At 46.5% G+C, this 22963-nt stretch carries 14 protein-coding genes; 13 read left to right on the top strand and 1 reads right to left on the bottom strand.

What is annotated here, in order from left to right:
* Positions 1-82: 82 nt before the first annotated feature.
* The 8 genes from AC1S8V_RS24795 (at position 83) to AC1S8V_RS24760 (ending at position 9596) form a co-directional block, all read left to right on the top strand.
* Positions 83-4978, top strand: coding sequence for an RHS repeat-associated core domain-containing protein (locus AC1S8V_RS24795; RefSeq protein WP_482071170.1), 4896 nt, complete (start codon positions 83-85; stop codon positions 4976-4978).
* A 14-nt stretch (positions 4979-4992) separates the two neighbouring features.
* Positions 4993-5358: a dihydroorotate dehydrogenase (quinone) gene (locus AC1S8V_RS24790; RefSeq protein ID WP_482071169.1), complete on the top strand. Its 366-nt coding sequence runs from the start codon at positions 4993-4995 to the stop codon at positions 5356-5358.
* Positions 5359-5595: 237 nt separating this feature from the next.
* The gene (locus AC1S8V_RS24785) at positions 5596-5895 is read left to right on the top strand and encodes a zincin-like metallopeptidase toxin domain-containing protein (protein ID WP_482074578.1); all 300 of its coding nucleotides are present in this window, start codon (positions 5596-5598) and stop codon (positions 5893-5895) included.
* A gap of 17 nt (positions 5896-5912) precedes the next feature.
* Positions 5913-6377, top strand: coding sequence for a hypothetical protein (locus AC1S8V_RS24780; RefSeq protein ID WP_482071168.1), 465 nt, complete (start codon positions 5913-5915; stop codon positions 6375-6377).
* A 355-nt stretch (positions 6378-6732) separates the two neighbouring features.
* Complete coding sequence (locus tag AC1S8V_RS24775; RefSeq protein ID WP_482071167.1) at positions 6733-7140, top strand: RHS repeat-associated core domain-containing protein; 408 nt, start codon at positions 6733-6735, stop codon at positions 7138-7140.
* Positions 7094-7591: a hypothetical protein gene (locus tag AC1S8V_RS24770; RefSeq protein WP_482071166.1), complete on the top strand. Its 498-nt coding sequence runs from the start codon at positions 7094-7096 to the stop codon at positions 7589-7591. Before AC1S8V_RS24775 ends, AC1S8V_RS24770 begins: the two co-directional genes overlap by 47 nt.
* A 46-nt stretch (positions 7592-7637) precedes the next feature.
* On the top strand, positions 7638-7970 hold the full coding sequence (locus tag AC1S8V_RS24765) for a hypothetical protein (RefSeq protein ID WP_482071165.1): 333 nt from the start codon (positions 7638-7640) through the stop codon (positions 7968-7970).
* Positions 7971-8627: 657 nt separating this feature from the next.
* Positions 8628-9596 carry an S-layer homology domain-containing protein gene (locus AC1S8V_RS24760; RefSeq protein WP_482071164.1) on the top strand — a complete coding sequence of 323 codons (969 nt, stop codon included), beginning with the start codon at positions 8628-8630 and terminating at the stop codon, positions 9594-9596.
* On the opposite strand, the gene AC1S8V_RS24755 is transcribed toward AC1S8V_RS24760, so the two are convergent.
* Positions 9557-10513: an IS30 family transposase gene (locus AC1S8V_RS24755; protein WP_482071163.1), complete on the bottom strand. Its 957-nt coding sequence runs from the start codon at positions 10511-10513 to the stop codon at positions 9557-9559. The genes AC1S8V_RS24760 and AC1S8V_RS24755 overlap by 40 nt on opposite strands.
* A gap of 703 nt (positions 10514-11216) precedes the next feature.
* On the opposite strand from AC1S8V_RS24755, the gene AC1S8V_RS24750 reads away from it, so the two are divergent.
* From AC1S8V_RS24750 to AC1S8V_RS24730, 5 genes are all read left to right on the top strand, one after another.
* Positions 11217-11735 (top strand): SecY-interacting protein Syd, encoded by a 519-nt coding sequence (locus tag AC1S8V_RS24750; RefSeq protein ID WP_482074577.1) that lies wholly within the window; start codon positions 11217-11219, stop codon positions 11733-11735.
* Between the two features lie 726 nt (positions 11736-12461).
* Positions 12462-13718 carry an S-layer homology domain-containing protein gene (locus tag AC1S8V_RS24745; RefSeq protein WP_482071162.1) on the top strand — a complete coding sequence of 419 codons (1257 nt, stop codon included), beginning with the start codon at positions 12462-12464 and terminating at the stop codon, positions 13716-13718.
* A gap of 783 nt (positions 13719-14501) precedes the next feature.
* Positions 14502-17225, top strand: a complete 2724-nt coding sequence (locus AC1S8V_RS24740) for a DUF5704 domain-containing protein (protein WP_482071161.1) — start codon at positions 14502-14504, stop codon at positions 17223-17225.
* 190 nt (positions 17226-17415) lie between these two features.
* A complete protein-coding gene (locus AC1S8V_RS24735; protein ID WP_482071160.1) occupies positions 17416-22278 on the top strand; it encodes an RHS repeat-associated core domain-containing protein in 4863 nt (1620 codons plus the stop codon).
* The gene (locus AC1S8V_RS24730; RefSeq protein WP_482071159.1) at positions 22279-22755 is read left to right on the top strand and encodes a hypothetical protein; all 477 of its coding nucleotides are present in this window, start codon (positions 22279-22281) and stop codon (positions 22753-22755) included.
* Positions 22756-22963: the final 208 nt, after the last annotated feature.

The raw sequence follows: 22963 nt of genomic DNA, 5'->3' as shown, positions 1-22963 counted from the left end.
TTTTAGAACAATAAGCGGTGCAAATCATGAGAAGTATCTATTGAAAAAGTATATCCATTGTACATAGAAAAGAGGAACAGCCATGAAATTGGAAGTCAGCCTATCTGACCTGAAGCGGACCTCAAAAAGTCTGAACGGAGCCGCGGATGAGATGGGGGATCTGCGCGCGGACCTGAATCGGTCCATGAACAGCCTAAGCTATAAAACCCTCAGTCAAGGCGGGGTACAAAGTACATTCACCCACCTGATGCGGGAACTGGACGGCTTGCAAAGCAAGCTGGAACTGTTGTCGGAGTTGACCCGTCGCAAACGAGAAGAATATGAACAAGCGGATCGGGAGGGCAAAAAATTCAACTGGGGGAAGCTGGCGAGCTTCCTCACCTTTGCATTGGGGACGGTGCTGGATTTCTTGCCTGTCGTCGGCAATGTGAAAGGGATCATCGAGGCCATCACGGGTCGGGATCTGCTGACCGGAGAGAAGCTCGCATGGTACGAACGAGGTCTCTCCGTGCTGGGGCCGTTGGGGAAAGGAGCCAATAAAGCGGCTTCCCTCTTTAAATATGCGGATGAAGCCATGGATCTGACCGGGAAAGCGGTGAAGCATGCGGACGACGCCGTAGATGCAGCAAAAACCGTCGGGCGTAACGCCGATGATGCAATCGATGCGATCCCGACCAGCCCGAACAAGGCGGGAGTGCCCGGGAACTCGACCCGAGAAGCCGGGGAGGATATTGCCGGAGCGACGCCGAAGTCGACCAAGGCAGGCGAAGCCCCCGCAGGCTCCAGGGATACGGGTGACGCGCCGATAACCAGTAACAAACCAACGGGCAAAGCAGACGATGCGCCAAGCGATGCCGGGTCCACACGCCATGATACGGGACTCACCGATGCCGAAAAAGCAGCGGCTGCAGCAGGAACGGCGGCAGGAACGGGCTCTGCAGCGGCCGCTTCGATGATAAAGAAGACACCCGGAGGTAACGCTCCGAAAGGCGCAGAGGTACCAGGGGCGCCCAAGTCGAAGGATATCGATTCTTCGCCGCATCAACCATCTACAGGGCGAACTACCGAAACGCAGAATGTAACCAAATCCAACAAAGAAAGCTGTCCGGGTGATCCGATCCATGCGGCTACCGGTTATCAGTTTATGAACCATGATATCCTGAAGCTGCATGGGGCTACCGATTGGCCCTTGACCTTGATCTACCACTCAGGCCTACTGCAACGAGGGGAACTGGGACCTGCCTGGACGCACCAGTATGGACTGCGATTACATGTTCATTCTTCAATCCAGGATTCAGCTGAGCACGCGCCTGCCGTTGACGTCTATTGGACAGCAGGACGTCACAACCAATTCATCTATCAAGCCGATGGAACCTATCGAAGTTCAGATCTCGATGTGTATTGGGATGTGCTCGAACGGGAAGATGATGGTTGGAAACTGACAACGCGTGAGCCGCGTGAGATCTATCGATTTACCGAAGAAGGACAACTGCTCAGTCACACGCAGTCCAGTGGCCTAACGCTGGATATGGCTTATCAGGCAGCGGGTCGCCTGATGACCCTAACCGATCGGGCAACCCAGCGTTCCCTACATTTGGACTATACCTCGACAGGCGAACTGAAAGAAGTGAAGGATGCCCTGCGGCGTGTAACATTTGAATATAGCCCGAAGGGCGTATTGGTTCGCATGATCGAGCCGGGGGGTGTAGTAACCGACTTGGTTTCGGATGAGGATGGACGGTTGATCTCCCTGACGGAGAGTGGCATCCTCCAGTTTACGAACACCTTTGATGCATCTTACCGAATTGTGGAGCAGACGGATGCGGCAGGAAGCCAATTCCAGTTCCAGTATGATACCGAGAGTCATCCGGGTCAGACGTGGACCACTGTGACCAATCGGCTGGGTCAAACACGTACCCTCGTGCATGATGACGCCTTACAGCTTCTCGAAGTGCATGCCGAAGATGGCGGTATGACTCGTTATACCTACACGCCACGAGGACAGATGGCCAGTGCGACGAATCCGCTGGGAGAAACCACGACGTATGTCTATGATGAGGATGGGCATCTGATCCGCGAAATCGACCCGTTAGGTCATGAAACGGAATATCACTATACTGCGCACCACCAAGTTGAGCGTGAAACGGATGCCGAAGGTGGCGTAACCCGCTACCAGTACGATGAACAACAACGACTGACCGAAGTGAGCCTTCCAGATGGTAGTACAGCGAAGTGGACCTACACCGAAACCGGACAAACGGCTACGTACCAGGACTTCACGGGAGCCATCTGGACCTATGCCTACAGCGAGACAGGCGAGCTGCAACATACGCTGGATCCGGAAGGTCGACGTTTACAGATTGGCTGGGATGAAGCAGGCCGACTGGTCGAACTGAAGGATGCCGCAGGAAGTGTAAGTCGCCGGAGCTACGATGGTGCAGATCGCCTGACATCCATCACCGACCCGCTAGGCCTCACGTGGCAGACTGTGTATGATGCCAGCGGGCAGCGCATTCGGGAGACCCGTCCGTCTGGAGCCTCCATGCAGTATACGTATACGCCGAATGGTGAAGTCGCGACCATCACCGATGCGCTCGGTCACACTCGGCAGTATACCTATGATGCCGAAAACCGCCTGATCGCCGAGACGAATGTGCTCGGCGAAGCGACTCAACTTTCTTATGACGCCGCAGGTCGTTTGCAGTCCGTGACCGATGCGTTGGGACACATCACGAAGTATCACTATGATGGTGCAGGTCGTCTGGTCTCCGTCGTCGATGGCGAAGGCCGGACGGTACAGCAGTTGACCTATGATGCGGCTGGTCGCCCAACTGCCTGGCAGGATGGACTCGGCCACATGACGCGGCTGCGGTTTAATGCCCTCCATCAACGCGTCGAAGATACCGACGCAGATGGTCATACCCGCCATTATCGCTACGATGCCGCGCACCGTCTGACCGAAGTCATTCAAGGCGAAGGCGCAGATGAAGTGACCTATCGCCAGACATGGGATGGGGAAGATCGGAATACGAGCTACACCGATGCCAGTGGAAACGAGACCCGTCTAACGTATGACCGCAGTGGTCGCTTGTTGCAGGAAATGAATGCGGCAGGTGCAAGGACGGCGTATACTTATGATAATCGTGGCTGGCTAAGTGCTAAGCTGGATGCCAAGGGACAGGAAACCCGCTACACGTATGATGCCGCGGGCCGCTTGACCCGGGCAACCGATGAAGCGGGCGAAATTGTGCTGACCTACACGCCCGATGGACAAGTGGCGCGTGTACTCGAAGCCGAGCAGCATGAGGAACGAACCTATGATGCGGCAGGACGCCTGCTCACGCGAACCGATGGATTCGGGCATTTGCTGCAATATGCGTATGATGCGGCGGGCCGGATGACGGCACTGACCTATCCGGATGGCAAAGTGGTGCAGTATCGCTACCAAGCCACGGGTGAACTGGTTGAAGTGAAGGACTGGAACGGTCGCCTGACCCGGTACCGTTATGATGCAAGCGGGAAGCTCATCGACACGCAGCGCCCGAACGGTAGCCAAGAGCAACGGGAATACGATGCCGCAGGCCAACTGACTCGCCTGACGGATACGAGCGGACAAGGCATTCGTTTACAGCAATTCAAGTACGCATACAGCCCAAGCGGCTTGCTGCTGAAGGAAGAAAACAAACAGTACACGTACGATACCTTGAAACGCCTGCGCAGTGGCGCCGAGCCAGGTCGTGTTGTACACTACACGTATGACCCATCGGGGAACCTGACAACCGAACAAGTAGGGGCCTCTGAAACGGAATTCACGAGTACTTCACCCACGCAGCATCTGCACTATACCTGGGATAACCGGCTTCAGCGGGTAGGGGACTATCCCGTCGAGATCGATGCCAACGGTAATCTGCTGTATGCAACGGATGGCAGCACCGCTTCGGCCTACGAATACGATGCCCGAAATCGTCTGGTGAAGGCAGGCAAGCTGAAGTATCGCTACAACCCGCAGGGGGACCGAATTGAACTCGCGCAGCGAGGGCAAGTGACTCGCTATGTCATTGACGATGCACATGAACTGAGCCGGGTGCTGATGGAGATGGATGGGGAAGGGAATGTGAAATCCCGTTACATCTATGGTCTGGGACTCATCGGACGCGAAGATGCCGACGGAACGTATCTGAGTTACCACTACGATCTACGTGGCAGTACGACGTTGCTGACGGATGAACAGAACCGGGTGACGGACCGCTATACGTATGGATTATATGGCGAACTGGAGCAACATGAAGGATTAACCCAGCAGCCATTTGCGTATAATGGTCGAGATGGGGTCATGACCGATGCGAACGGACTGTATTACATGCGAGCACGGTACTATGATCCGAAGCTGAAGCGGTTCCTGAATCGAGACGTAATTCGTGGAGAAATTCAGGATGGGCAGACGTTTAACCGATATGTGTATGTGAATGGTAATCCGGTGAGTTATATCGATCCGTTAGGGTTGATGAAGTGTGAAGGGACGGGACAAGGTCTCGAAAATAGAGGGTATAAACCGCAACCTGATGAAAGAACAACAACACGTGATGATTGGAAAGCGCAGGACAGAGAAGCGAGAATACGCTCAAATCTCTCTCAATCTGCGCCTATAAGCATTCCTCCTACTGCATCAGTAAAAATACAGTCAAAGACTGGATATGAGCAGATACAGTTTAAATGGTCAGACGGGGATTACAAGTATGAAGGACGTTGGCATACGCGCACACCTGGAGCGCCTCAAAATCAAGGTAATACCTGGGTTGTTGAACGAACCACACCAGGAAATACTACTGGACAGCAGAAGACGTTTCATATTTTAACTGGTGATAATCAATGGACTCCGAGATATGAATGGCAGACTGCTATTAACGCTAGAAAGAATGGCAGTGCAACAGCAGAACAAAATAAGTTGTTGGAAAATGGACACTGGCCAGCGCCATAACAAGGAGACTGATTATGGAAATTATAAACAGTAAATACTATGAAGGCTATGAGGGCGAAGGAGAGATACAGTTTATAAGGCATCTCTCTAATGGAGATAAGTATATATTAAGAATCTGGGATGGCTATTTTGATGAAATAATGAGAGAAATACAGCCCGAGGACAACGGCTGGACCGGTCTGGCCTATTATTACAATGTTGAAGAGCCTTGGTGGGAAAAACCGTGGAAGATTCCGGATATACCAATTGTACTAAAACAACTAAAAGAAATACAAACAGCGCTTTTAAATGTGGAGGTAAAGAAACTCCTTATTGAGCTTTGCGATATATTATCCGACTCTTCGATATTAAATGAGTCTGTATGGATTGCTGATGAGTAGTAGTGCGCAACCAGTACTATCATGTTCATGATGACAGTGGGTATGGAGAGGATGATGGATTCGGATATATTGATTTTTACTGTGAATCTATAGAAGTAATTTCTGAAGAAGAGTTTTAAGTTAGTTCTAAATTCTTGCTTTTTTCTTTCATCATATAGATAGGCTTTAATTGAGAAAACCTTGAACGCTTGCAAGACCGTTCAAGGTTTTCTCATACTGAAATAGATCTGACTATGAATAGCTCATTTTGTTAGAAATGTTGAACGTAAGACTAAGACACACTACGAGGCGGCATTTGACTTTGGAAGTGGACAAATTTTCATTAAGAAAAATCCCACTGTCGTTAATTTATATCATGAAGGTTATCATGCTAAACAATGGTTAGATATAGGGAAAGATGCTTATATGAAATTGAGCCGTCTGGAAAGAGAAGAATATGTATTTGAACAAATAATGAAAAATCAACATTTGTTTGATGATGCATCAATTAAACACTCATTAGAGTATATTAACGGATTACGATTAAAATCTAAATAGTTGAAAGGAGTGTAGGGATGAAAAAATACAATAGAACTAAAGAAGAACTTGAAAAAATTATTAAATTAGCTGATGAAGATTTTCCAAGGCATTATCGTAAAGTTGGAGAAATAACAATAGACACAGTATTGAAGCCAAATGAAGTGATTGAAATTGCAAAAAAATATCATAGAGAAAATAAACTGGATGGAGTAGTTAATGAACAAATAGAATCCCTATTTTTTGATGAAGAGTATACGTTTATAGTAGATATCGAAAATAGAGAGAATGATGATATTCGAACTGCTTGGAGAGTAACTGTAGATCTACAGCCAAATCAGTTTATATTTGAGGAATATACTTTAATTGTATCTGATAGAGATAAAACAGTTTTAGGGATATTAGATGTTAATGGGCATCCAGTATCAGAAGGTAACGAATATACTGATAAAGATATAGAGTATATTATGAGTAACGAAGTCACAGAAGAAGATAAGGGATAATATTTAGATGAGATGTGTACATTCTGTGGGCACGTGCACAATACAACTAAAAACCATTCGGCGAAGCATTACCTAATTGCTGGATCGATATACGTATTTATTTCGATATGGTGGTCTTGTGCAGCACGAAGGAAGCATGATTCAGCTACTCGCATAAATGTATGTAAGGGACGAGATAAGGGCATTACGGATGTGAACTAAATGCGAGCACAGTACCCTCTGTTTAAAATAAATGATGAATGTTATCCAATTAACGTAATATTTAGTTTATTGCGTTATAAAATGAGATCTAAATTAACGTTATTTTAAAACCTTGATTGACATAATGTCATCAAGGTTTTTTTATAGTCTACGCGTGATTAGAAGAGAAGATGCCGACGGAACGTATCTCAGTTATGACTTGCCTGGCAGTACGACGTTGCTAACGGACGAGCAGAACCGGGTGACGGACCGCTATACGTATGGATTATATGGCGAACTGGAGCAACATGAAGGATTAACCCAGCAGCCGTTTGCGTATAATGGTCGAGATGGGGTCATGACCGATGCCAATGGACTGTATTACATGCGAGCACGGTACTATGATCCGAAGCTGAAGCGGTTCCTGAATCGAGACGTAATTCGCGGAGAAATTCAGGATGGGCAGACATTTAACCGGTATGCGTATGTGAACGGGAATCCGGTGAGTTATATTGATCCGTTGGGATTGATGGGGTGTGAGTCTTCGAAATCAAGAGGAGAAGTATTCACATCTTTCCAATGATCAACGTGCAGCTCGATTACAACAGTTAGCTGAAAATAACGCTTATCGGCGACTACAAGAATTAGAAAACTCTACACCAGGTGCACATTTTTTAGAAAGACATGGAGCTCAGACAACATTACAGTCACAATACGACCGTGCTTCACAGGGGATCAATCCCACTACTGGAGTAGTAGATACTGATAGAAGAGGTAGAACTAGATTACCAGCCGCTGCAACTAAATTCTTTAGTCATAGAGATCAGCTAAATATGATCCAACGTGCACAGCAAATATTGGAGAATACAGGACAATTGTCACATGCTCAGAATCCTATCTCATTCAATCATATTGTGGGGTCAGGCTATCAACGTGGGACATTAGATTATGGTTTATCTCGTTCTGGACAAGTATTTTTTAACCAAAACAATCAGCCTATTACTGTTTTCCCAAGGTGGGGCATTAAATTATAGGTTGCAGAAAGATCACCTATTAATATCACAGGAGAATTAAAAAACTATGAGTAATTTAAATCATGAAAGTATAGTAACTATTTTAAAATATCTTGATGTAGATTTCCTTACAGAAGAACAGTATGAAGAGATCTGTGATCTAGATATTAATGATAAAGAACAACAATTAAAAGTGATTAGGACTGTAATAGTTCCAGGGTATAAGGGACTGAATGAGAAAGATCAGCAAGATATGAAGAAAGTCTTACAGATGTGCTTAGAAGATAATATATCGTTTACTGGAGTGTTCGTATCAATCTCTTTGCCTTTTGAGGATGATATTAAGAATAAAAAGGAGTTCTTTCAAAATATTCAATGGGAAATATTCAAGGAGATATAATAGAATTACCTTTTATGATATTCAGAAAATACTAAGGATCTCAGCAAAAGCATGAAATTTGAGGTTTTCTTAGGAATTCATAGTAATTCTTCTTCAAGCATGTCGAAAATTTCTGGTGAACGATGATTTTTCTTGCAAATGATGGATGAAATCTTTATTTTTAATGATTACAAGAGAAGAATAGGTTGCAAATAATTATTCAACAAATAAAAGTCTGAGGCAGTTTTAGTCGCAACGGGAAGTTTCTATAAATAGAAAAGTATCAAAATTAAAGGATAGAATCAAAACTAAGAAACCTTTGAATGGTGTTTAAAAGCCATTTAAAGGTTTTTTCATTATTATGATGAGCCTATGGTGTGAGAAAAGATGAGGGGGAGAGAATAGCAAGTACATACGTAAAGCTATGAGTATCCAAGTAAGGTAAGAAGCATTATATATGGATTCAGGGATATTTAGACAAGGGGAATGAGTCTTAATACCTATGGATAGGTATCATATTATGGTAAAATATTTATGGAACTAGAATGGGATATATTGCTTAGTGAACTATTTTATTTAAATAAGTCTATATATTTGATGATAGCAAAATAGTAGATTCAAGGAAAAAAAAGGTACATAGGCATGAAGGATTCCGCAGAAAAAAATCAAAAATGGAGCATGAAAAACTTGAAAAAAGTAACACAACTCATATTAAGCGGTGCATTGGTAATTGGAATGTTTTCTTTCACCGGAAACACCACTAAAGCAGCTGTTGCCTCATTTAAAGATGTGCCTACGAGCCATTGGGCGAAAGCATCGATCGATGCAGCGGTAGCAAAAGGTTATTTCAAAGGATATAGTGACGGTACATTTAAGCCTGGAGCGACAGTAACACGTGCGGAATTTGCAGCATTGCTAGCCCGAGTGGCTAAAGGGACGCCGGATACGGAGCAAACTAATGTGTTTAAGGATTTGACCGGGCATTGGAGAGAGGCAGAAGTTAATCGTGCGGTATCCTTTGGTTTTCTGAAGCCTTCGGATTATCCGAATGGGTTTAAGCCAGGCACGGCTTTGACACGAGAGGAAATGGCGAAGTGGCTCGGCTCAGGACTTGCAGCTCAAAATGAGGATTACAAGCAAGCGTTGAAGGATACAGAAAATACGTTGGTGCCTGTAGCTGAGTTCTACAAGGGTGGCTTGAAGAAAGCAGCCTATCCCTATGTGTCGGTGGTATTGGGAACTGGATTGATGGGCGGGTACCCAGACGGTACGTTTGGTCCGGGGAAAACAACCACACGAGCAGAGGCGGCGGTTATTTTGTCGCGTTACGAACAGGTGCAGGAGAGTAAGGCGAATTCGTATAGCGATCTGAATGAAATGCGCGAGGTAGGTCTGACAGGAACAAATCTGACGTCTGCAACACCATACATATATCTAAAATCCGAAGAGGGTGTTAGTTCGAGTTTTGATCGTATAGTGGGCAAGACAGTAAAACTTCGAAACAATTTAGGTACAATGACCCCGCATCGGATGATTGTTGTCGATGCACAATCAAAGACAAATATTAACAATATTTATGGTAGGATGTTTATTGATAAGACGGATTGTCAAACCAAGTGCGACAGTTCCTCTGTAAAAGATTCGTGAGCCGTCTTCCAACCCAAGCATTTTCGTGGTCTGTGATTCATTAGATCGAGTGAGTGTGCGAGTTCTTCATCCTCCACTTGAGCGAAATCTGTACCTTTGGGGTGGAACTCTCGTAGTAAGCCATTCGCATTCTCGTTGGAACCGCGTTGCCAAGAGGAATACGGATCAGCAAAATAAACGTGCAGGTTATGCGTGGTTTCCAGACTGGCATAGCATGCAAACTCCTTTCCTCGGTCAGCCGTGGCTGTGAGAAAGGTCCCTGTAGGGTACTGTGAGATGGCTACACCGAGTGCAATCTCCATTGACAAAGCGGTACGGTCGGGCATGAGAACAGCGGTATATAGGCGTGTTTTACGTTCAATCAACGTGGCCACGCAGCCTTTACTTTTCCCACGGCCCGATACGACGGTATCCAGTTCCCAGTGCCCAAACGTTTCACGGGAACGTACCTCTTTGGGACGATCCGAAATGGATCGACCAATGGCAAATTTACCGCGAGTTTCTGCGGGTTTCTGACGCTTCCCTTTGTGCCGAAGAACCTGTAATACGCCTTGAACCAAGCGCCCCGTGTAGATCCAGCGATAGATGGTTTTGAAGGTGACGGTTGGCAGGCCTTCCATACGGAAACGTTCGGTGATTTGTTCTGGAGACCACGTCGCCTGAAGCTTCTTCTCCAAGGAAGCAGCCAAGGCTTCTGACCATTTACCTCGAGAGACAGAAGCCTTACGGCGCTCCTCATAAGCGTTTTGAGCTTGTTCTGCCTGATAGGGTTGCGATGCAGTAACACGATCTAACTCACGACAAATCGTCGACGGATGCCTCCCTAGTACTTTTGCAATGGCTCTCGAACTTTGGCCTTGGCTGTGGAGGATTTCTAGCTTGCTGCGTTCGATTATGCTAAGATGTGAATAACTCATGGACTGATTCTCCTTGTGTGAATGCTTGTGTGGTAACTTTCATTCTACACGAATCAGGCTATGAGCCATTTTTTTATTTCCAGTAGGTGTCGCACTTCATATTACAATCTGTCATAAAGATTATAGATACCCCATTAAAGAAGGATATTATGAGGTTTTCATTGAAGTGACCGTAACCCCTAGTAGTAATAATTTAAGGAATTTAACATTTTACCAGGAGGTTGCTAACGTATTTACAACGGTAAACAACTTCAATAGTGGAACAGTGGATAAATACGGGATAAATAATCTTCCCGTTGAGGACTATGTAAGCTCTGGATTTTTTAAAGAAAAAGTGGATCGAAAGTTTTGGATGAGATTTGGATTGGCCAGAACTTCTGACGGATCCTCATCAGACAGTTGGAAAACTTTTTTCATTGATAATAATACAAAAGCGTCATTTAGTCTTCCACTAAGATGAAAGTTACGAGAAGAAAGAAATTAATTACACCTTTAATCCTTGCTATTGGACTTGTGATGGTTCTCATTGTTACAGGCGTTTATCATGCTAGTGCAGCAAGTTTCCGAATTGTATCCTAGTTCGGGCGGCATACACAATGTTGAAAAAGAAGCAGGAGCTTGGGGTAGTGATAGCAAATATGCTGAAATGCTAGAAAGATTCTTAAATAAGTAAAGGGTGATATATGTGTCCATAAAAGAAGCGATGAATCAATATTTTTTATTAAGGAAGTCCCTCGCTGAAGGAGGATTAGATTTTTTATTTAAAACACCATTTGATGAAGACGTAGAATCTCTTATTTATTATGGAAAAGTTGACGAGGATGATTATATCTCTTGGAGACCTGTCGAAAAAAAAGAAATTTATGATTTTAGCTCACTAGAAGAAAAATTAGGCATTAGAATGCATGTATCTGTCATTGAGTATTTCAATTCGTATTGGTTTGCAAATTTAGATGGTTTTATTCCTGACCATTATATAAAACTAGAGTCTGTACTGCAAACAACAGATATAGAATCGTACTTCAACTTACTTGTGGGATACAAGCGCAACCATGATAACAAACTCGAGCACATTCCTATAGGGATAGAGGGTAACGGGCTTATTGTTGTAGTTGATAATCAGAATGGGTTAGTCAAACTTGAGGATTTCGAACGAAAATCATTTGAAGTAATTTCAGAGGGCATTGAGCAATTAATTGTAACTCTACGATTACAAAAATAAATATTCAAACTATCATTGTTCGCTCTTAATTAAGTTATCTCGTTACATCTTGCAGGTTGATCATAGTTAAATTCCACTATGATTAATCTGTTTTTTTGTCATCTAATTTTCAAATAATACCACATTCCAACATCTGAATCAGTCAGGAACAGCTGGGTATGACGAGGTGAGCCAATTATTTAACCTGATGGATACGAGCTTACTGGGAATTCGTTTACAGAAGTTCAAGTAGAAGTACAGTCTATCGGAAACCTGACTACGAGTAGGCCAAGACGAAGGGGCAGATGAAGTGACCTATCGCTAGATATCGGATAGGGAGTACGGGAGTACGAGCTAAATCGGTGCTAGTGGAGATGAGACCCATCTATCGTATGACCGAAGTAAGATGATGAAAATTCTGTTTTAATTTTAGCGTTTATTAGAACCTACTTAGGGTTATCAATTATTTGATTCAATAGACCTATATTTTTTGAGTCTGTAGTGGTAAAATATTCATATAAATGGCATTTTTGATTGGATCTTAGGTTATAGGTGTCCTAGGCATAAGATAACTTTTTGAAACTACCGAAGGTCTTAAAGAAAAACGAATTATATCCATATTATCGAGGTGATAAACAAGTATCAGTGAAGGTGAAAATATAAAAGGAAGCAAACAGCAGACTTAATAAATGTACATAAGTATGAAGAGATCAAGAGAGAAAAAATAAAAATTGGAGCGTGAACGATTTGAAAAAAGTAACACAACTCATATTAAGCGGTGCATTGGTATTTGGAATATTTCCTTTCACCGGAAACACCAGTCAAGCAGCCGTTACCTCATTTAAAGATGTGCCTACGAGCCATTGGGCGAAAGCATCGATCGATGCAGCGGTAGCAAAAGGTTATTTCAAAGGATATAGTGACGGTACATTTAAGCCTGGGGCGACAGTAACACGTGCGGAATTTGCAGCATTGCTAGCCCGAGTGGCTAAAGGGACGCCGGATACGGAGCAAACTAATGTGTTTAAGGATTTGACCGGGCATTGGAGTGAGGTAGAAGTTAATCGTGCGGTATCCTTTGGTTTTCTGAAGTCTTCGGATTATCCGAATGGGTTTAAGCCAGGCACGGCGTTGACACGAGAGGAAATGGCGAAGTGGCTCAGCTCAGGACTTGCGGCTCAGGATGAAGATTACAAGCAAGCGCTGAAGGATACAGAGAATACGCTAGTGCCTGTGGCAGAATATTACAAGGGCGGGTTAAAGAAAGCAGCATATCCCTATGTTTCGGTGGTATTGGGAACTGGATTGATGGGCGGGTACCCAGACGGTACGTTTGGTCCGGGGAAAACAACCACACGAGCAGAGGCGGCTGTGATTTTATCACGATACGAACAGGTGCAGGAAAGTAAGGCAACGTCGTATAGCGATCTGAATGAAATGCGGGAGGTAGGTCTAACAGGAACGAATCTGACTTCTGCTACGCCATATGTATACGGTTTAAAAGCTGGAACAAACATCGTTAATAGTTTCGATAAGGTTAAAGAGAAACCAGTCCAACTGCGTAATAATCTTGGAGTAGCGACTTTACACCAGATGATTGTTGTGGATGCCCTTTCCAAAACAGATATAAATAATTTGTATGGAAAAATGTTTATAGATAAGGAATATTCATACCCTGTTCTGAATGATTATTATACTGTTTTTATTGAATTATCTGTTACTCCTAGTGGCGATAATTTAAAGAATCTTACATTTAGTCAGGCTATTGCTGATAAATTGACACCTGGTAATAATTTTAGTAGTGGGACAGTTGGGCAATATGGAATAGTAAATCTACCTGAACGAGATTTCATCACATCAGGATTTTTTAAAAAAGGAGTAACAAGAAAATTTTGGATGATGACTATGTTGAATAGAAAACATGGAGGGCCCGCTGGAAGCAATGGTAAAACCATTGTGATTGGTGAAGATATAGCTTCTTTTCATTTGCCTATAAAGTTTTAAGGAGATAATTTGGTGAGCCTAATGAAAGGTATGTATAAAGTCAGTATATTATTTTGCTGCTGGATTCTAGTATTTCAACCTGTCACCGTATTCGCAGCTGATGCTGAGAGCCAGAGGGTTGTTGCTGTAAGTTCTGATGCTGAGGATCAAGAAGATTTTAATCTCTTACCCAAGCCCGTAGCCTCACCAGATGGACCAACTGGTTATCAAAAAGTAGTGAATATTGTTGAAGGAACTAAACAAGCTACTCCTGGGGTTTATTGGTTCCAAGTAGATAACGGAGATTGGGTAGCTGAAGCTTCTAATGATAGGATAGTAGCCGATAATCAAGGTACAAGAGCTGATCCTGCCCCAGTAGTAACGGAAGTACCAGATCAAATTGAGATGTCTGGTAAGTTGGAGTACCTCCCTAATACGTACACTGATCAATATGGTAATTCAGTAAATCAAAGTAAAATTATTGATCCTCATATCGCAAAAGTTCAATCAACTGAATTACAAGGTATAAAGTCTGTTATTAAAAGTCTTCAATTAACTTCATCAAAAACAGGTGTGAAGATAGTATCGAAAACGGGAAGACTAAATTCAGAGCTATATAAAGCTGAGTACAACGATAAATATGGAGAAAATACAGATCACGAACCTAAGCATAAAACACTGTATCATACACCCCTTGATATCACATGGCGAGGAAAACTTGTTGAGCAAAAGAAAATTCGTATCACGGGAACCCAGAGATTGGCTATAAATGAAGAGGCTTCTCTTAAAGGAGAAGTTGCTACGATGAACTCTGGAGATACTGATTACGGAAATTGGATAGATATTTCCACTCGTTCTGGTGTGGTATGGAAATCGGATCAGCAAGGCATAGTGGATGTTAATTCCAGTGGAAAGATTAAAGGGGTAAGCCCGGGGACGGCAAAAATCTCTGTACGTTGGAAAAGCGGCGATCCATATCAATATGATCTCATTGCGTACTTAAACGTGACCGTAGGAGATGGCCCGACCCAGCCTGAACCTGGTGGAGTTGCAGGTTGTACATATACCATTAATCCACCGAATGAAGTAGCCTCACCACAAACTGCATTTATGGACCCGGGGGCTCAAGGACATATTCTGGCGGATGACCCAACCAACGGCATTCATTTTGATGTCACACGAGGGATTCCGACGTCGGAGCATCTCTATGCCAATACGTGGGCGATGAACTATTTGTTCCAGCATACCTTTGGCAAGCAACAAGGCACGATTACCTATGATTGCACTGCCGACATTACATATGTTCGCACCTGGAAGGTGGAGCAGCCTGACCTGCCGGGACCGAATGGGACGTCCATCCCGCAGGAAGATACCGAGGATTCGGATGAAGTCCCGGTCCAGTACAGGTTCAGCTTTGAACGAAACTATAGCTATTGGAAAATTAATAACGTCGAACTTTATTCGATCGAGCAGGCCGAGATGGAGAACTATGCTCTCCCTGATGGAAGTCGGATTATACTCAGGCCACAGGGGTATACACCGCCGGATTTGGAGATGGAGCACGACGAAGACGTGGAGATCCATGTCATGCCGAAGGAAACAGGAGAAATTAGCTATGTTCCCGAGGTACTAGCGACTGAGGGGTACGAACCGCTAGATGTACCTGATGATACCGAGCTGCTTAAAGGCATGGCTGAAGGCCAAACGGGTCCACCCGATGTGAAGAATGATGCGCTGGACTTTACCTGGGAGGGTTCAACGACAAACGTCATGGATGGTAGCACCGTGGTTGAAAATGGACCAGACCCGACGCAAATCCCGGCACCAACGAAGATTGGCTCGTATAAAAATACCGGGGAGCAGGTGCTGTATGAAGATCGGTTGTTGATTCCCCGGACACTTTTGAATAAAGCGGATACGGAGTCCACGGGAGAAATCCAATATGCCCTTCATCCAACGACCTTGGGCGGCAGTGGAGGAAAAACGTTCTCTGTCGATCCGATCAACACCGTCACCGTCCATACCCCAGTCGTGAACTACTCGCTCGTTTCGGATGATCAACCACATAACCAGAAAACGATGCCGAACATGAACCGGTCGGCGCTCATTTTGGAGCGACCATTCACGGTTCGCATCCCGACCAGCGGACAACATCTGGATGCGGGGTCCTACCCAGGATATGGCGATCGGGATTACGCTAAATATTATCGGATCAAACAAGTCCGGTTTCCTTTTGACGTGTACAGTGCTGACCGAACGCAATTTTATCCGCGAAACACGTGGATCGACATCCAAGTACCTGTACTGGATACGACCTTCTATCTGCCTGTCTGGGTGGATGAAGGAGACTACCAGGTGGAATTCCGGAATATCGCTGAAAATGCCCCGTCGAATTTTAGTACCGAGTCGGAGATCGACGCCCAGCCCGATGCCAACACAGACCTGTACTACCATGCCGCTTCGGACGAAGTATCTGTGGAGGTCATTGGGCGACTATACGACTTTGAGATTACCGATATCGCCGACTATAACTGGGAGCTGGTCTTCCGCCGTTTCAAAAATAGCCTTGCGCCGACCTGGATCAGTTACTGGACCGGCACGCAGGATATCGATGGAGACAAGCGGGGGAACAAACCCCAGTTTACTGTCCCGATTCGCCCGGGCAGTCACCCCCTGCAAGGGTACCAGAATGTGGCGGTGAAAACGGGATATCACTTCAAGTTTGATTTTAAAACAAAAGGTAACATGTTTGGCCCACGAGACGGCATTCGTCTCACGCCAACCTTTGATTTTGTGAGTAAGGATGGCCGTACGCGTGTGCCCGTGGATCTGTATTACTCTACCAGCCAACGGAATTTTATTCGCATCGGTTCGACAGAAGATCAAGTGAAGCGGTTCGTGATTTTGAACGATCGGCTACGTCAAGTTCCGTCCGAACAACTACGAGATACAGCGACGTACAAATACAACCGATATGGTGAAATCCATCCGGGGATGATGAGTGAACGAGCGTATCAAGATTATTATCGAGACAAATTCACGAAAATGAAAACACCCGTAGGTGGGTATAGCCTACTCTTGATGCCAGAACAGTTGCGGACATTTATCGGTCCGAAAACCAATATTCCCACCAGCGCCAGTGCAGATGTACTCCGTGCGAATGCAGCCATTCAACAATGGTACGGGGAATACAGTCTACCTGCCGAGCCCTATGTGGTGCAAGCGGGAACAAACTTGGCTGAGTATGGACGTACGCATGGCGGATTGGATGCTAAATCGCCGATCTTCCTGAAGGATGGGTATATCGTGGTGAACTTTAACTTCGAGTCCATTCGGGAGGGAAATTTGGCGGCGCCTCATCTGCAATATATCCATGCCCCGCTGATGAATCAATGGTTGCTAGAAGGATTCCAGCGTGAGGTAGAGGATAGCTACGGAAACAGCTTTACGTTGCGTGACGGAGATGTAGTCTTCTACCATGCCGATCGCTCTAGCCGTGATGATTTCAGTGCGCAGGTACCGCATTAGTTTCAGATGTAGAAAAGAGAAATAGCAGGATATAGTCTAGTCGTATTTTAGAGAGAACGTTGTAGAGCTTATGCGGTATGCCTTACGGTGTACCGCATTTATTTAGAACGATGAGCAAAATAAGAATTGAGAAGTATCAATTTCAAAAAATGAATTGAAACGCCATTGTACATAGAAAAGAGGAATATCCATGAAATTGGAAGTCAGCCTATCTGATCTGAAGCGGACCTCAAAAAGCCTGAACGGGGCCGCGGATGAGATGGGGGATCTGCGCGGGGACCTGAATCGGTCCATGAACAGCCTAAGCTATAAAACCCTCAGTCAAGGTGGGGTACAAAGTACGTTTACCCACCTGATGCGGGAACTGGACGGCTTGCAAACCAAGCTGGAACTGTTGTCGGAGTTGACCCATCGCAAACGAGAAGAATATGAACAAGCGGATCGGGATGGCAAAAAATTCAACTGGGGGAAGCTGGCGAGCTTCCTCACCTTTGCATTGGGGACGGTGCTGGATTTCCTGCCTGTCGTTGGCAATGTGAAAGGGATCATCGAGGCCATCACCGGTCGGGATCTGCTCACGGGAGAGAAGCTCGCATGGTATGAGCGCGGACTCTCCGTACTGGGACCGCTGGGAAAAGCGGGGAATAAAGCGGCTTCGCTCTTTAAATATGCGGATGAAGCCATGGATCTGACCGGGAAAGCGGTGAAGCATGCGGACGACGCCGTAGATGCAGCAAAAACCGTAGGTCGTAACGCCGATGATGCAATCGATGCGATCCCGACCAGCCCGAATAAGGCGGGAGTGCCCGGGAACTCGACCCGAGAAGTCGGGGAGGATATTGCCGGGGCGGCGCCGAAGTCGACCAAGGCAGGCGAAGCCCCAGCAGGCTCCAGGGATACAGGTGACGCGCCGATGACGAGTAACAAACCAACGGGCAAAGCAGACGATGCGCCAAGCGATGCCGGGTCCACACGCCACGATACGGGACTCACCGATGCCGAGAAAGCAGCGGCTGCAGCAGGAACGGCGGCAGGAACGGGCTCTGCAGCGGCCGCTTCGATGATAAAGAAGACACCCGGAGGTAACGCTCCGAAAGGGGCAGAGGCACCAGGGGCGCCCAAGTCGAAGGATATCGATTCTTCGCCGCATCAACCATCTACGGGGCGAACCACCGAAACGCAGAATCCTCAGAAATCACATGCAGAAAGTAAAGTGGAGGACCCGATTCACGCAGCGACCGGTCATCAATTTATGAATCACCGTCTGCTGACGCTGCACGGAGCAGCCGACTGGCCCTTTACCCTAATCTACCATTCGGGACTGTTGCAACGGGGAGAGCTAGGCCCGGCTTGGACACATCAATATGGTCTGCGGTTGGACATCACTCCAAAGGATTCTCAGATCGAAGTCGAAGCTAGTGATGCATTCCAACCCATCGTGGATGTCTGCTGGACACCGGGACGGAAAAACCGATTTACGCACCAAGGGGACGGCTGTTACCGCAGTGATGACCTGGATGTGAACCATGACGAGCTGAGCTACACCGAGCAGGGTTGGCTCTATACAGCCCGTAGTCCGCGCGAGATGTACCAATTCGATCTCAATGGCGTACTACTTCGTCACACCAACAAGGACGGATTGTCACTTGATCTGGTCTATGATGAAGAAGGAAAACTCCAGCAGTTGCAGGACCGGGTCACGGGACGTGTGCTGGCACTGGACTACACCGCGGAAGGGAACCTTGCCGCGGTCAGGGATGCCTTGCGTGAAGCGACATTTGGCTATGATAGCGCAGGATTCTTGGTGCGTCTAACCGAACCGGACGGTACGATCACGGAAATGACCCATGACGGCGAAGGGCGTCTGATGTCGCTGAGCGAAGCCGGCGTTGTTCAGTTTACCAATACCTATGACGAGAAGTACCGAATCATTGCGCAAACCGACCCATCCGGTGTAGCAGGGCAGATGGCGTATGATACCGAGAGTCATCCGGGTCAGACCTGGACTACCGTGACCAATCGGCTGGGTCAGGCGCGCATCCTTGTGCACGATGATGCCTTGCAGCTCCTCGAAGTGCATGCCGAAGACGGCGGGATTACACGTTATACCTACACGCGACAAGGACAGATGGCCAGTGCGACGAATCCGCTGGGCGAAACCACGACGTATGTCTATGATGAGGATGGGCATCTGATCCGCGAAATCGACCCACTGGGTCATGAAACGGAATATCACTATACCGCGCACCACCAAGTTGCGCGTGAAACGGATGCCGAAGGCGGCGTAACCAACTACCAGTACGATGAACAACAACGACTGGCCGAAGTGACCCGTCCAGATGGCAGTACAGCCAAGTGGACCTACACCGAAACCGGACAAACCGCCACGTATCAGGACTTCACGGGAGCCATCTGGACCTATGTGTACAGCGAGACAGGCGAACTGCAGCATACGCTGGATCCGGAAGGCCGACGTTTACAGGTGGGCTGGGATGAAGCAGGCCGACTGGTCGAACTGAAGGATGCCTCAGGAAGTGTGAGCCGCCGGAGCTACGATGGTGCAGATCGCCTGACATCTATCACCGACCCGCTGGGCCTCACATGGCAGACTGTGTATGATGCCAGTGGGCAGCGCATTCGGGAGACCCGTCCGTCTGGAGCCTCCATGCACTATACGTATACGCCAAACGGTGAGGTCGCGACCATCACCGATGCGCTCGGTCACACTCGGCAGTATACCTATGATGCCGAAAACCACCTGATCGCCGAAACGAATGCGCTCGGTGAAAGCACGCAGCTATCCTATGACGCCGCAGGTCGATTGCAGACCGTGACCGATGCATTAGGACACATCACACGGTATCACTATGATGGTGCAGGTCGCCTAGTCTCCGTCATCGATGGCGAAGGTCGGACCGTCCAGCAACTGACCTATGATGGCGCAGGACGCCCCGTGGCATGGCAGGATGGACTCGGCCACATGACGCGGCTGCGGTTCAATGCCCTCCATCAACGCGTCGAAGATACCGACGCGGATGGTCATACCCGCCATTATCGCTACGATGCCGCGCACCGCCTGACCGAAGTCATTCAAGGCGAAGGGGCAGATGAAGTGACCTATCGCCAGACATGGGATGGGGAAGAGCGCAATACGAGCTACACCGATGCCAGTGGAAACGAGACCCGTCTAACGTATGACCGCAGTGGTCGCTTGTTGCAGGAAATGAATGCGGCAGGTGCAAGGACGGCGTACAGCTATGACGAACGCGGCTGGCTACGTGCCAAGCTGGATGCCAAGGGACAGGAAACCCGGTATGCGTATGATGCTGCGGGCCGCCTGATCCGTGCCACGGATGAAGCGGGCGAAATCGTGCTGACCTATACGCCGGATGGACAAGTGGCGCGTGTGCTCGAAGCGGAGCAGCATGAGGAACGAACCTACGATGCGGCAGGCCGATTGCTTACCCGAACCGATGGGTTTGGTCATCTACTGCAATATGCGTATGATGCCGCAGGCCGGATGACGGCACTGACCTATCCAGATGGCAAAGTGGTGCAATACCGCTACCAAGCCACGGGTGAACTGGCTGAAGTGAAGGACTGGAACGGCCGCCTGACCCGGTACCGCTATGATGCAAGCGGGAAGCTCATCGACACCCGACGCCCGAACGGCAGCCAGGAGCAGCGGGAATACGATGCGGCTGGCCAGCTCATTCGCCTGACCGATACGAACGGACAAGGCATTCGTTTACAGCAATTCAAGTACGAATACAGTCCAAGCGGCTTGCTGCTGAAGGAAGAAAACAAACAGTACACGTATGATACCTTGAAACGGCTGCGCAGTGGCGCTGAACCAGGTCGTGTTGTACACTACACATATGACCTGTCGGGCAACCTGACAACCGAACAAGTAGGGACATCTGAAACGGAGTTCACGAGTACTTCACCAACGCAGCATCTGCACTATACCTGGGATAACCGGCTTCAGCGGGTAGGGGACTATCCCGTCGAGATCGATGCCAACGGAAATCTGCTGTATGCGACCGATGGTAGCACGGCTTCCGCTTACGAATACGATGCCCGAAACCGTCTGGTGAAGGCAGGCAAGCTGAAGTATCGGTACAACCCTCAGGGGGACCGGATTGAACTCGCCCAGCGAGGGCAAATTACCCGCTATGTCATTGACGATGCGCATGAACTGAGCCGAGTGCTGATGGAGCTGGACGGGGAAGGGCATGTGAAAACCCGTTACATCTATGGTCTGGGACTCATCGGACGCGAAGATGCCGACGGAACGTATCTGAGTTACCACTACGATCTGCGCGGTAGTACGACTTTGCTGACGGATGAACAAAACCGGGTGATGGACCGCTATACGTATGGATTATATGGCGAACTGGAGCAACATGAAGGATTAACCCAGCAGCCGTTTGCGTATAATGGTCGAGATGGGGTCATGACGGATGCCAACGGATTGTATTACATGCGTGCACGGTACTATGATCCGAAGCTGAAACGGTTCCTGAATCGAGACGTGATTCGCGGAGAGATTCAGGATGGGCAGACGTTTAACCGGTATGCATATGTCAACGGGAATCCGGTGAGTTACATTGATCCGCTGGGGTTGATGAAGTGTGAGACTGAGATAACTCTTAAATATGATAGTGAAATGCCAAAACGTGAATTTGAGAAAAAGGCTAATAAGTTAAAGGAACTAGGGGATCAAGGTCTATTATACAAAGCACAAAACCCTGTATCAAGGAATCCTGCAGTTACAAGAGAATATAGACAAGATATGATAAAAAGAATCTGGAATCAGTATGGACAGAATAACCCGGAATTTGGAAAAAAACTAATAGATAGAGTAACAAAACGTATGCAACCAGATCATGTATGGGAACTACAATTAGGTGGACCTGATAATGTTAAAAATTTAAAATTTTTAGATTCGTACACTAACTGGCATATTGGTGTTAAACAAATTAGACCACAAATAAAAGACTTACCTACTGGTACAAAAATTAAGATTAATATTCAATTGGGAGGAAAGTAGATGGATGAAAAACTTGACGACTTAATAATGAGGGTAAAAGAAGAACTGAAAACTGAACCTGATAGTATTATTTATGGTGAATTATGTGAAGGTGCTACAGCTACTACAATGGATAATAAAGTCCTGAAACTGTACTTTGAGTTCTTGGGAAAATCTGATGGTGCAAGATGTGGAGCAATCGATTTATGGTCGATTAATGAATTAGATGAGCATCAATATCGGGTTTCTGATTTTATAGGAGGAACAGAGAAATGGATGGAAGTAGGGCAAGTATTGTACGAGCCATTAGTAATTGATAAGCACTCTGGACAAGTATGCTTTTTAAAACAAGGATATTCAGCAAGCGCTGAGAAAACTTTTGGGGATTTTAACTACTTCCTTTTTAATTATGTATTTGGTCCAAAATATGAAGAACTCGTACCTGATGTACATCTAGATGATTGGTACCAATTTCTCAAAAGGATAAATTTGGCATAATTCTCAATCGCATAAATAGGAATTTTCTTTCTTTAGAAAAACTTAGATAATTTATCTACAACTAACAGTCAAAAGCGTACCAGATGTAATATATTTGAGAAGGTGTAGCCAGTGAGAACGAAACTGGCTACTTTTCTTGTAGCGATGAATTGCTGAGAGATGTTGGGAATTAATAACTTTTTGATTTTAAAATTAGTAAATATCTTGG

It is taken from the genome of Paenibacillus sp. B46(2026) (genome assembly GCF_056786355.1).
Note: the sequence above shows the minus strand (reverse complement) of the source record. Positions and strands in the feature narration are given on the sequence as shown.

Coding starts and splice junctions, on each gene's coding strand:
- AC1S8V_RS24730 (WP_482071159.1), top strand. CDS start 22,279: ATGGATGAAAAACTTGACGACTTAATAATGAGGGTAAAAGAAGAACTG.
- AC1S8V_RS24780 (WP_482071168.1), top strand. CDS start 5,913: ATGAAAAAATACAATAGAACTAAAGAAGAACTTGAAAAAATTATTAAA.
- AC1S8V_RS24765 (WP_482071165.1), top strand. CDS start 7,638: ATGAGTAATTTAAATCATGAAAGTATAGTAACTATTTTAAAATATCTT.
- AC1S8V_RS24790 (WP_482071169.1), top strand. CDS start 4,993: ATGGAAATTATAAACAGTAAATACTATGAAGGCTATGAGGGCGAAGGA.
- AC1S8V_RS24760 (WP_482071164.1), top strand. CDS start 8,628: ATGAAAAACTTGAAAAAAGTAACACAACTCATATTAAGCGGTGCATTG.
- AC1S8V_RS24755 (WP_482071163.1), bottom strand. CDS start 10,513: ATGAGTTATTCACATCTTAGCATAATCGAACGCAGCAAGCTAGAAATC.
- AC1S8V_RS24795 (WP_482071170.1), top strand. CDS start 83: ATGAAATTGGAAGTCAGCCTATCTGACCTGAAGCGGACCTCAAAAAGT.
- AC1S8V_RS24740 (WP_482071161.1), top strand. CDS start 14,502: ATGAACTCTGGAGATACTGATTACGGAAATTGGATAGATATTTCCACT.
- AC1S8V_RS24735 (WP_482071160.1), top strand. CDS start 17,416: ATGAAATTGGAAGTCAGCCTATCTGATCTGAAGCGGACCTCAAAAAGC.
- AC1S8V_RS24750 (WP_482074577.1), top strand. CDS start 11,217: ATGAATCAATATTTTTTATTAAGGAAGTCCCTCGCTGAAGGAGGATTA.